The sequence below is a fragment of the Octadecabacter algicola genome, assembly GCF_021532625.1.
Taxonomy (GTDB): domain Bacteria; phylum Pseudomonadota; class Alphaproteobacteria; order Rhodobacterales; family Rhodobacteraceae; genus Octadecabacter; species Octadecabacter algicola.
The window spans coordinates 690,379-702,549 of record NZ_JAKGAR010000001.1; the positions used below are offsets into that span (position 1 = coordinate 690,379).

Consider the following 12,171-nt stretch of genomic DNA (forward strand, 5'->3'; position numbering starts at 1 on the left):
AAAGCTACGCTTTCTTTGCTGTCGCCTCTTTCACCTTGGCCGCAAGGTCCTTGGCAATCGCAAAGGCGCCTTGGATTTTCAGACGGTCGGTGCCCCAATCCCGCTGAACGACGATCTTGTTATCTTTGACCTTCGCCAAGCCACGTTGATCCTCGATGAATTCGACCAACCCTTTGGGGGAAGCGAACTTGTCGTTGTGGAACCGGATAACTGCGCCCTTGGGACCACCATCCAGCTGGCTGATCCCTGCCCGTTTACACATCGCTTTGATACGAACGACCAACATGAGCGTGTTGACCTCTTTGGGGAGCGTACCGAACCGATCGATCAGTTCAGCCGCAAAGCCCTCCAGTTCGACCTTAGTCGTCAGATCGCTCAGACGGCGATAAAGACCCAGTCGCACATCAAGATCCGGCACGTAGTTTTCAGGGATCAAGACTGGCACACCAAGGTTGATCTGCGGCGCCCACTGGCCATCTTCAACCAATGTCACTTCGCCCGATTTAATCTTGGCGATTTGTTCTTCGAGCATGGACTGGTACAGTTCATAGCCGACTTCGCGCATCTGGCCGGACTGTTCTTCGCCCAGCAGGTTGCCTGCCCCGCGAATGTCCAAATCCTGCGACGCAAGCGTGAACCCAGCACCGAGGCTGTCGATGGACCCCAACACGCGTAGCCGTTTCTCTGCCTGAGGCGTCAATTTCTGGCGCGGCTTATACGTTAAATAAGCATAGGCGCGGGTTTTGGATCGCCCAACACGACCTCTGATTTGGTAAAGCTGTGCAAGGCCAAACATGTCAGCGCGATGCACGATCATGGTGTTGGCCGTCGGAATATCCAGACCGCTTTCAACAATCGTGGTGGCCAATAGGACGTCGAATTTCCCGTCATAGAACGCATTCATCCGGTCATCGAGCTCACCAGCCGCCATTTGACCATTGGCCGTGACATAAGTGACTTCCGGCACTTCGCGTTTCAGGAAATCTTCGATCTCGGGCAGGTCTTTGATGCGTGGCACAACGAAGAACGATTGCCCGCCGCGATAGTGTTCCCGCAGCAAGGCTTCGCGGATCGTAACCGTATCAAATTCGCTAACGTAGGTCCGGATCGCGAGGCGATCCACAGGCGGCGTGCCGATGATACTGAGTTCTCGAACACCAGACAGAGACAATTGTAGCGTGCGTGGGATTGGCGTCGCGGTAAGCGTCAGCACGTGAATATCCGTGCGCATCTGCTTCAGGCGTTCTTTGTGCTGCACGCCGAAGTGTTGTTCTTCGTCGATCACCAGCATGCCGAGGTTCTTGAACCGCACATTTTTAGCCAAAAGTGCATGGGTGCCGATGACAATATCGACGGTCCCCTTGGCAAGACCTTCTTTGGTTGCCGTCGCCTCTTTTGCACTCACAAAGCGCGATAAAGGTCTGACATTGATCGGAAAACCACGGAACCGTTCAGCAAACCCTTTGTAGTGTTGGCGCGCCAGCAAAGTGGTCGGCGCAACAATCGCGACCTGTACCCCAGACATCGCGGCCACAAACGCGGCGCGGATTGCGACTTCGGTTTTGCCAAAGCCCACGTCGCCACAGATCAGACGGTCCATCGGTTGACCGGACCCGAGATCTTCAAGCACGTCTTCGATCGCCTGCAACTGGTCTTCGGTTTCCGCATAAGGGAACCGCGCAAGAAACTGATCCCACATCCCGTCAGGCGCTGTCAGCGCCGGTGCCGTACGCAAAGCGCGTTCGGCGGCAACACGGATCAGCCGTTCGGCCATCTCGCGGATACGTTCCTTGAGCTTGGCCTTTTTGGCCTGCCACGCACCACCCCCTAATTTGTCGAGCAATCCAACGTCATGCCCATAACGGCTAAGAAGTTCGGTGTTTTCAACTGGCAGATAGAGCTTTGAATTTTCGGCATATTCCAAAAGCAGGCATTCATGCGCGGCCCCTGCCGCGGTGACCACTTCCAGCCCCAAATAGCGTCCGACACCATGATCGACATGGACCACCAGATCGCCGGGGCTAAGGCTTTGGGTTTCTGTTAAGAAATTTTCGGCCCGGCGTTTCTTTTTGGTTTGGCGGATCAGGCGATCCCCCAGCACATCTTGTTCAGAAATGACAGTGATGCCATTGCTTTCAAACCCGTGTTCCAACGCCCAGACCGCCAGATGGAGGCCAGATTTTCCAACGCGACTGAAATCAGTGACTGGTATTGTTTCAGCGATGCCTTCGTCTTCAATCAGCCCCATCAGGCGTTCGCGTGCGCCCTCGGAATAGGAGGCAACAACGACAGGCCCATCGGCCATCTTTTCTTTAAGGTGCTGCGCCAATGCACCGAAAAGGCTGATGTTTTCCTGCTGACGTTCCGGCGAAAAGCTACGCCCGATCCGCCCACCGGCATCCGTTACGCCCAAACCTGTCGGCAACGGCAGAGCATTGAATTGCAGGACCCGGAACGGCGCGACGGCGGCATCCCATGCAGCACTGTCCAGATATAACCCGTCAGGTTGGGCGGGTTTATAAACGGAATCCATCCGCCCTTTGGCAAGCATTGCTTCGCGGCGAGCATCATACTGATCGTCGATGGTTTCCCAACGTGCCTGTCGTTGGGCGGCGTTTTGTTCATCCAATGTAATGGTTGCGCCTGTCACGTAGTCAAAAAGCGTCTCGAGGTTTTCGTGAAAGAACCCCAACCAATGTTCAACGCCCGAGTGTTTCTTACCCGCAGAAACCGCCTCGTACAGTGGGTCATCCGTCCCCGCCGCGCCAAACTCTAAACGATAACTCTGTCTGAACCGCGTGATCGCGGCCTCATCAAGGATCACCTCTGACACGGGTGCGAGTTCGACCACATCAAGCTTTTCAATCGTGCGCTGGGTTGCCGGATCAAACCGGCGTGCCCCATCCAGATCATCGCCAAACAAATCAAGCCGCACAGGCCCCGATTGCCCCGGAGGGAAGATATCAATGATCCCGCCACGCACCGCGTAATCGCCCGGTTCCGTGACAGTTGGTGCTTGGGTGAACCCCATACGAACCAAGAACGCCTTAAGCGCAGCCTCATCGATACGGTTTCCAACGATAGCTTTGAATGCGGCTTCTTGCAAAACAGCCTTTGCGGGCACCTTCTGTGTCGCGGCATTTAAGGTGGTCAACAGAACATAGCGGTCCGGCATCCCACCTTGATCCGCATGCGCCAAACCCGCCAGAACAGCCATACGCGCGGCCGAAACATCAGCGTTCGGGGACACACGGTCATAGGGCAAACAATCCCACCCGGGAAATACGATTACGGGCATATCAGGCGCAAAGAACGCCAAAGCCGCGCGCGTGGCCTCAAGGCGCTTATCATCGCGACAGACATGTACCACGGGGCCGTCTTTCGCCTCAGCTAGAATGAGGCGGGCATCAAACCCTTCGGGGGCGCCGGATACGGTGATGTGTTTGTTTTCGGACATAAGAACCGACCTACTGTGCGCGGCCCGAGTGTCAACCGCTAGAACGGCAATTAAAAACCCGGTCCAACGGCAAGGTTTTGATACATCCCAAACATCGCCGTCACAAAGATCGAAAACATGCCGATGAACTGGGTAATAACGCGATGCTTTGTTAGCCGCGCAAACAGGGCTTCGCCTTGAGGCTGTTCACGAGCGATGACGTTTGCTGTCGCCATACTAAGCGCCCCAACCAAGGACATCGGAAAAACCAACAAGAATACGGCTTGAGCAAATTCAACGTCATAATAGAACGCCATAATCCCCAATGAGGTCAGCGCAAAGGCCAAAAAAACCAACAAAACAAGGCCAGACACCTGCCCGATATATAACAAGCGATTAACATTGATGCGTACCATGTCTTGCAGGTCGGACTCGGCTTGATCACCAAGCTTGCGGGCCTTCTGGATCATGTCAAACGGGACACCCAAAACCCAATGGCTTACCGACGACCACAGAACGGCCAGCGCTATCCAGTACCAAAGGTTACTGAACGATCGCATGTCGATGACTTCAAAAAGAGTATTTGTCCAATTCACGGTGCGGCAGCCTGAGTTGATTTTCTCGCAACCTAACCGTGACGTGCGCCAATGCCCAGCCTTGTGAAGCGACGAATTCCATGGCAGCACATAGGTGTGACCAGAAAGGCCCGATTGCATATGAAACCTGTCGTCCCCCCCTTCCCGAACGCGCGCCTGCGCCGCCTACGCCAAAGCCCTGCGTTGCGCGCAATGGTCCGTGAAAACGCGCTCTCGCCGTCCGATTTCATCTGGCCGGTTTTCGTCATGGAAGGCACCGATGCTGAGGAACCAGTCGCATCCATGCCAGGCGTCATGCGCCGCACGGTCGACCGCATCGGGGCCGCCGCCCGAGAAGCCTATGGTCTTGGCATTCCGGCAATCTGCGTGTTTCCATATACGGGGATGGAACAACGTACTGAAGACTGCGCGCTGGCATGGTCACCGGACAACATCGCCAATCGCGCAATCCGTGAGATTAAGTCAGCAGTACCCGAGATGGCTGTCATGACGGATATCGCGCTGGATCCTTACAATATCAACGGCCATGACGGCTTTGTTGAAAATGGCCAAATCATCAATGACCGTACGGTAGACGCCTTGGTCAAGATGGCGCTTACACAAGCGAAATGTGGCGCAGACATCCTTGGCCCATCTGACATGATGGACGGCCGTATCGGTGCGATCCGCGCAGCACTTGAGGCCGAAAGCCACCAGAACGTCACCATCCTGAGCTATACCGCGAAATATGCTTCCGCGTTTTATGGACCGTTTCGCGATGCGGTTGGCGCGTCCTCTGCGCTGACAGGCGACAAGAACACCTATCAAATGGATCCCGCCAATACAGACGAGGCCATGCGACTGGTGCAACGTGATCTTTCTGAGGGCGCCGATATGGTCATGGTCAAACCAGGTATGCCCTACCTCGACATCGTGCGCCGCGTGAAAACTGAATTCGGCGTGCCGACGTTTGCGTACCAAGTGTCCGGCGAATACGCGATGATGCAAGCTGCGGCCGCCAATGGCTGGCTGGACGGAGATGCCGTCATGATGGAAAGCCTTATGGGCTTCAAACGCGCTGGTTGTGATGGCGTGCTGACATACTTCGCTCCGGCAGCGGCCAAGCTGTTGAACGGCTAGGCATGCTCAACACTGCCATCGACAACAATGTTCACTTGTGTCGCACAGTGCTGTCACAGTTTGGTATCAAAGCGCACTCTCACGGTTGCGCCACCCTATTTTATGGCGCACCACGTCCGTACTTTCCGAGCGTTATTACCCACAAGCCCAAGCTAGACGACCGGACGATTGCTCATATCGACACATTGCCCGTTGGTGCTGGGGTCAAAGATAGCTTTGCGACGCTCGATCTTTCACAAATGGGGTTTACCGCTGTGGTTAATGCCCATTGGATTGCACGGGCGCCAACGCCCGTGACAGGGCGACCCCTTTATCGTGTTGAGGATGCATTGAGCATGCGAGCTTGGCTAGATGCATGGGATTCCGGAAACCCGATCGCAAAAGCCAACTTTACACCGGACATTCTAGCACGAACTGACATTCAAATGCGCGCAACACCCGATTTTCATGAAGGTGTCATTACGAACCGGCATAAGGACGGCGTCACAGGCATTTCCAACCTGTTCGGTTCGCCAACCCGCGTCCTCGATGGTCTAAGCGATCTCCCCGTAGGCGACAGTTTGGTCGGTTATGAAACGGACCCCGCCCCATTTGTAGCTATCGGGTTTACCTCACTCGGCCCGCTCACCGTATGGATCAAAAAGGGCTAATTCTCGCCGCCCTGCATCTAGCTGCTGACAGAACGCGAAATACCGCCTATAGTACGCGCATAACGGGGAAAAACCCCGATCCTAGAGGCGAGACAGACATGACCCTAATTACAAGACGCAGCTTTGCGCTTTCTGCGCTGGCGACATCCACCCTTTCGGCCTGTGGCAACGGCATCGGCGGCAATGGAGCCGCTGTGATCGACAGCCGCGTCGAAAGCACAATCAGTTTTATGTACGACACATATCCAGGCACCCGCGATTTGGCCAACAAGGCCAGCGGCATGCTGGTGATGCCCGTTATAACCGAAGCCGGCCTTGGCCTTGGCGGTTCTTACGGGCGCGGTGCACTGCGCATCGGGCAAACGACGGTTGACTACTATTCTTCCGCTGCCGCCAGTGCGGGCCTTCAAATCGGCGCACAGCAATTCTCTACGGTACTGTTTTTCATGACCGAAGAAGCGTTGACAGATTTCCGCCGTGCAAACGGTTGGGCTGCCGGTGCCGACATTGAATATGCGTTGCGCGATGACGGCCAAACCCTTCGCGCGGAAACGACAACCTCGCTGGCGCCAGTGATTGCTGTTGTTTTTGCTCAAGCTGGCTTTCGCGCTGGTGCCACCATCGAGGGCACCAAATACACGCGCATCATTCCATAAATTATGCTCTGAGCCGCTCTCCTTTGGGATCAAAGGGCGGCTCAGCCAAAACCACACCGCGATGCGGTTTTCCGAGGATCATCACATCCACCTCGGTGCCAGTTGGTGTGTCTTTCAAATAGCCAAGCGCCAAGCTCATATCGACCGAGTATCCAAACGTACCAGACGTTACGCGCCCAACCGGCGTGCCGTCTGGCAGAAAAATTGGTTCGCCGCCTGTAGCGTCTGCCGTTGTGACGTCTCGTACATGGATCAATGACAAAACTTCGCGTGGCGCATTGCTTTCGACCTGCAGGTATTTGTTTTTATGTAAAAAATCTTTATCCAATTTTATCAGTCGATCAAGGCCGACTTCCTGTGGCCAGTATTCAGGCGAATACTCACGCCCCCAAGATCCGTAGCCTTTTTCGACCCGAAGGGACATCAAAGCGCGACTACCGACCGGACCGCCTCCTTCGCCATTGGCGACCTGCAACAAGGCGGCGTAAACAGCGGCTTGATCTTCGGCCTTACAATGGATTTCCCACCCCAAGTCGCCCGTAAAGGATACGCGCAGCGCCAGACAGCGTATTCCTACAATATCCAACCATTTGGAACGCATGAACGGGAAATTGGTCGTATCCAAGGATGTATTCGTTAGCGTTTGCAGTGCCTTACGGGACGAAGGCCCAGCAACATTAAATCCACACCAACTCTCTGTCATGCTTTCAAAGGAAACATTGTCTGGCATCGGCACCATCTTCCAGAACCGCTGGTGATACCGTTCCGCCATACCGGACCCAATGATCCAGAACTCGTCCTCATCCAAACGGGTGACCGTAAAGTCCCCTGCAATGCCGCCATTCACACCTATCAGTGGCGTCAAACAGGATCGCCCGACAGATTTCGGCATGTTGTTCGCAAACACTGCGTTCAACCACCCTTCAGCCCCATCCCCCGCAACGCGGTATTTTGCGAAGTTTGAAATATCAATAATTCCAACAGCTTGCCGCAGCATCTTGGCCTCACGCCCAACGCTATCAAACCAAGGCTGACGCGTGAAACCCGCGCTTTCTGGCGTTTCCTTGTCGAAATACAGCGGATGTTCCCAGCCGTAGTTGAGCCCGAACACGGCGCCCATGTCCTTTTGTTGCTCATAAACAGAACGAACGCGTACCGGACGTCCTGCATCACGTTCCTCGTTCGGGAAATGGATCTTAAAACGATGCGCATATTGGTCCCCAACCCGCGCTTTGGTAAATTTCGCATCGGCCCACTTTCCGAACCGCGCCACATCCCATGCGAACATATCATATGAACTCTCACCCTTGGTGATCCATTCCGCCGCCATAAGCCCCATGCCACCAGATTGGCTGAACCCCGGGATGATGCCGTTACAACAGAAATAGTTCTGTAGATCAGGGTGCGGGCCGAACAACACATTGCTGTCGGGTGACCAAATCATAGGGCCGTTGATGACCCGTTTGATCCCCGCCTCACCAACCGCGGGGACACGATCAATGGCGCGCATCATGTTGTCCTCGATGCGTTCCAGATCGTCTGCGAACAACTCATGGCCGAACCCTTGCGGAGTACCGTCCTCAGCCCAGAACCGAACATCCTTTTCATAGGCCCCAACAAGCAGGCCCTGACCTTCCTGGCGCAAGTAATATTCCCCGTCTCGATCCGCGACTGATGGCAAACGCCGATCCATCGCGGCGATTTCCGCGATGGTTTCGGTGACGAAATACTGGTGCTCGGTTGGCAGCAACGGCAGTTCGATCCCAGCCATTTTGCCCACTTCGCGCCCCCAAAGGCCCGCGGCGTTGACAACCCATTCGGCAGCGATATTGCCCTTTTCAGTTTCAACGATCCACGTGCCGTCAGGTTGTTGAACCGTCGCTGTGACGGGGCAAAAGCGGATTATTTCCGCGCCACGTTGACGGGCTCCGACGGCATAGGCATTGGTCACGCCAGATGGGTCAACATTACCCCCGTCTGGTTCATACATAATGCAGCGGATGCCATCGTAATTGACCATCGGGTGCAGCTCTTGCGCTTTATCGCGGCTCACTTCGTGGAAGTTCATGCCGTAAAACTTGGCCTTAGCTTCTTGCAGGCGAAGCTGGTGTTCGCGTTCTTCGGTTTGCGCCAAATACAGGCTGCCCGGTTGAAACACACCGCAGGACTGGCCCGTCTCGGCCTCCAGCTCGTTATAGAGATTCATCGTATAATGCTGAATTCGCGAGATATTCGTACTGTCGTGCAGCCCATGAATATTAGCGGCCGCATGCCATGTGGACCCGCTCGTTAGTTCATCGCGTTCCAACAAAACAACATCTGTCCAACCGAGTTTTGCCAGATGATACAGGATGGAACATCCAATAACGCCGCCTCCGATAATAACGGCTTGGGCATGGGAACGCATGAAACTCTCCTTTTGTTGACCCCAGACTGAAAGCCATAACAGTCCATGGTTTGCCGCAAGGCGACATTTACTGTCGCGAATGGCCTTCCCCTGCAGATCATTCAAAAATAGCCTGAACCCAACAAAGGAGATATCTATGAAAACCAGCACGCGTGTCGTTGTCATCGGTGGAGGCGTCGTTGGGGCGTCCGTACTGTATCATCTGACCAAGCTCGGGTGGTCTGACGTGATGCTGTTGGAACGCGCGGAGCTAACCAGCGGGTCCACGTGGCACGCCGCTGGCGGGTTTCATACGCTAAATGGTGACACCAATATGGCCGCGCTTCAGGGCTATACCATCAAGCTTTACAAAGAACTCGAAGAGCTCACTGGCATGTCTTGCGGGTTGCATCACGTGGGTGGTGTAACCTTGGCCGACAACAAGGATCGGTTTGATATGCTGGTCGCGGAACGCGCAAAGCATCGCTACATGGGGCTTGAGACTGAAATCATCGGCCCAGATGAGATCGCAATGATTGCACCAATTGCAAATACGGATGGGATCATTGGCGCGCTTTACGATCCGCTTGATGGACATTTGGACCCAAGCGGCACAACCCACGCCTATGCAAAAGCGGCCCGCATGGGAGGCGCTGAGATTGTAACCCACTGCATGGTAACGGCGACAACCCAGCGTGGCGATGGCACATGGGATGTGGTAACGGATAAGGGCACGATCCATACGGAACACGTGGTCAATGCGGGCGGGCTTTGGGCCCGCGAGGTCGCCGCCATGGCAGGAATTTATGCGCCGCTACACCCGATGGAACACCAGTATATTGTTACCGATGATGTGCCCGAAATTGTCGAACGTGACAGCGAACATCCCCATGTGATGGACCCCGCTGGTGAAAGCTATCTTCGCCAAGAAGGTCGCGGGCTTTGCATTGGGTTTTATGAACAACCGTGTCGGCCTTGGGCTGTTGACGGCACGCCGTGGTCCTTCGGCGCTGAATTGCTGCCTAACGACCTTGATAAGATCGAAGACAGCATTGAGTTTGCTTACAAACGTTTTCCGGCATTGGCCCGCGCGGGTGTGAAATCTGTAGTGCATGGCCCGTTCACCTTTGCGCCGGACGGGAACCCTTTGGTGGGCCCTATTCCTGGTGTGCAGGGCTATTGGTCTGCGTGCGGTGTAATGGCAGGGTTCAGCCAAGGCGGCGGCGTTGGATTGATGCTGGCCCAGTGGATGGTTGAGGGTGAATGCGAACGCGATGTGACAGCCATGGATGTGGCACGTTTTGGTAATTGGATCACACCGGGGTATACGCGGCCAAAAGTCGTTGAGAACTACCAGAAACGGTTTTCCATTGCTTATCCCAACGAAGAACTTCCCGCTGCGCGACCCCACCGGACGACCCCGATGTATGACATCTTCACAGAGCATGGTGCTGTCTGGGGGCATCAATACGGATTGGAAGTGCCGAACTATTTCGCGCAAGGCGACGAACCGACGTTCGAAGCCCCGTCTTTTCGCCGATCCAACGCTTTTGCAGCCGTCGCGCGAGAAGTGAAATCCCTGCGCAATGCAGTTGGCATTACCGAAGTGCATAACTTTGGAAAATTTCGCGTTAAAGGTACGCGTGCGCGCCAATGGCTCGACCGGATAATGGCCGGTCGTATCCCAAAAGTTGGGCGCATTTCACTTACGCCGATGTTATCGCCCAAGGGTAAATTGATGGGTGACTTCACAGTTTCCTGTCTGAACGAGACCACATTCATCCTCACCGCGTCCTACGGAGCGCAAGCCCAGCACTTGCGCTGGTTCTTAATGCACCAAGACGACGGCGTAACTATTGAAAATATAAGCGATAAATTGAATGGCTTTTCCATTGCGGGGCCGCGCGCTCGCGATCTGCTGAAACGTTGCACTCGAGATGGTGCAAACCTTGCGTTTTTAGACGCAAGACAAATGACCATTGGCCAGACCGCCTGCACCGTCAATCGGGTCAGCTATACAGGTGATTTGGGTTATGAAATCTACTGTGACCCGATGGATCAACGCGCCCTGTGGACAACCTTGTGGACAGAAGGTCAGCCCTTGGGCCTTTCCTTGTTTGGCATGCGCGCCATCATGTCGCTTCGACTTGATCGTTTCTTTGGGTCCTGGATGCGCGAATTTTCACCTGATTATACAGCGGCTGAAACAGGCATGGATCGTTTTATCAAATGGGATAAGGACTTTATCGGAAAGGAAGCAGCGCAAGCGGAGCAACCTACCCGTCAGCTTGTCACATTCGAGGTTGATGCAATCGATGCCGATGTCACAGCCTATGAACCTATCTTCATTGATGGCACCGTCCAAGGATTTTGTACCTCGGGTGGGTTTAGCCATCACACGGGCAAATCCATTGCTTTTGGGTTGGTGCCCAAGGATCAAGCCCACGCTGGTCTCAAGGTCGAGATCGAGATATTAGGCAATATGCGCCCTGCAACCCTCATTACCGATCCCATCTTTGACGCCGACGGCGCGCGGTTGCGCGGATGATCGCAACGCTCCTCCTCGCGGCGGGTGCGTCGTCACGCATGGGCGGGCGCGACAAACTGCTAGAAGATGTCGGTGGCGCACCACTTTTGCAGGTCATGGCCAAACGTGCGCTGTCCGCCGGACCAACCTACGTCACGCTTCCCTCGTTCAGCCATAAAAGAAACGATATCTTGCCAGCAGCGGTGCAAGTGATCGTCGTAGACGGCCAGATGAGCGACAGCATAAAGGCAGGGATTGCCGCCCTGCCCGCGACCACCACAGGCGTCATGATTCTGCCTGCGGATATGCCAGACATCACTGCCGATGATTTGGCGTTGATCCAATCTGCAGCACATCAATCGGATGCGCCAATCCTGCGCGCCATGACCGAAGACGGGCGCGCAGGCCATCCAACCTATTTCGCCGCCAGTGAATTCAATGATCTTTTGACGATTTCCGGGGATCGCGGTGCATCCGGCCTTTTGGCGCATCGTGCGGCAGACATCGAATTCGTTGCGTTAAAGGGGGATCGAGCGCGGCTTGATCTGGATACGCCCCAAGACTGGAACGCCTACCGCGCCCGTTCATAAGCGTATCAAAACCAAGCATTTATTGGAGGGTCGTATCAGGGGTGCGTGCCTTCCCCTTTAAAGTGGTACCGGTGGCCGGACTCGAACCGGCACGATGTCACCATCGGGGGATTTTGAATCCCCTGCGTCTACCATTCCGCCACACCGGCACGCATGCAACCATGTGGGCTGCATTGGTATGCGGCGTGCAATAGCCGTCCCATTCGGGGAC

General features: G+C 55.0%; 8 protein-coding genes and 1 tRNA gene. 5 read left to right on the top strand and 4 right to left on the bottom strand.

Annotated elements, in window-relative coordinates; all coding sequences use genetic code 11:
* Positions 1-4: 4 nt before the first annotated feature.
* Positions 5-3,457: a transcription-repair coupling factor gene (gene mfd / locus L0666_RS03335; protein WP_235258559.1), complete on the bottom strand. Its 3,453-nt coding sequence runs from the start codon at positions 3,455-3,457 to the stop codon at positions 5-7.
* Positions 3,458-3,507: 50 nt separating this feature from the next.
* The gene (locus L0666_RS03340) at positions 3,508-3,996 is read right to left on the bottom strand and encodes a component of SufBCD complex (RefSeq protein WP_235258561.1); all 489 of its coding nucleotides are present in this window, start codon (positions 3,994-3,996) and stop codon (positions 3,508-3,510) included.
* A 156-nt stretch (positions 3,997-4,152) separates the two neighbouring features.
* Here L0666_RS03340 and hemB point away from each other — a divergent pair, with 156 nt between their 5' ends.
* From hemB to L0666_RS03355, 3 genes are all read left to right on the top strand, one after another.
* Positions 4,153-5,151 (top strand): porphobilinogen synthase, encoded by a 999-nt coding sequence (gene hemB / locus L0666_RS03345; protein ID WP_235258563.1) that lies wholly within the window; start codon positions 4,153-4,155, stop codon positions 5,149-5,151.
* A 2-nt stretch (positions 5,152-5,153) separates the two neighbouring features.
* The gene (locus L0666_RS03350; RefSeq protein ID WP_235258564.1) at positions 5,154-5,801 is read left to right on the top strand and encodes a hypothetical protein; all 648 of its coding nucleotides are present in this window, start codon (positions 5,154-5,156) and stop codon (positions 5,799-5,801) included.
* Between the two features lie 98 nt (positions 5,802-5,899).
* A complete protein-coding gene (locus L0666_RS03355) occupies positions 5,900-6,457 on the top strand; it encodes a lipid-binding SYLF domain-containing protein (protein ID WP_235258566.1) in 558 nt (185 codons plus the stop codon).
* Between the two features lies 1 nt (position 6,458).
* Here L0666_RS03355 and L0666_RS03360 read toward each other — a convergent pair whose 3' ends face one another.
* Entirely contained in the window at positions 6,459-8,864 is a 2,406-nt protein-coding gene (locus tag L0666_RS03360; RefSeq protein WP_235258568.1) for a GcvT family protein, read from the bottom strand.
* Between the two features lie 136 nt (positions 8,865-9,000).
* On the opposite strand from L0666_RS03360, the gene L0666_RS03365 reads away from it, so the two are divergent.
* Positions 9,001-11,391 carry a GcvT family protein gene (locus L0666_RS03365; RefSeq protein ID WP_235258570.1) on the top strand — a complete coding sequence of 797 codons (2,391 nt, stop codon included), beginning with the start codon at positions 9,001-9,003 and terminating at the stop codon, positions 11,389-11,391.
* A complete protein-coding gene (locus tag L0666_RS03370) occupies positions 11,388-11,960 on the top strand; it encodes a nucleotidyltransferase family protein (RefSeq protein WP_235258572.1) in 573 nt (190 codons plus the stop codon). The genes L0666_RS03365 and L0666_RS03370 overlap by 4 nt, the downstream gene beginning before the upstream one ends.
* Positions 11,961-12,023: 63 nt before the next feature.
* Here L0666_RS03370 and L0666_RS03375 read toward each other — a convergent pair.
* Positions 12,024-12,109 (bottom strand) — tRNA-Leu (locus L0666_RS03375).
* Between the last annotated feature and the right edge of the window lie 62 nt (positions 12,110-12,171).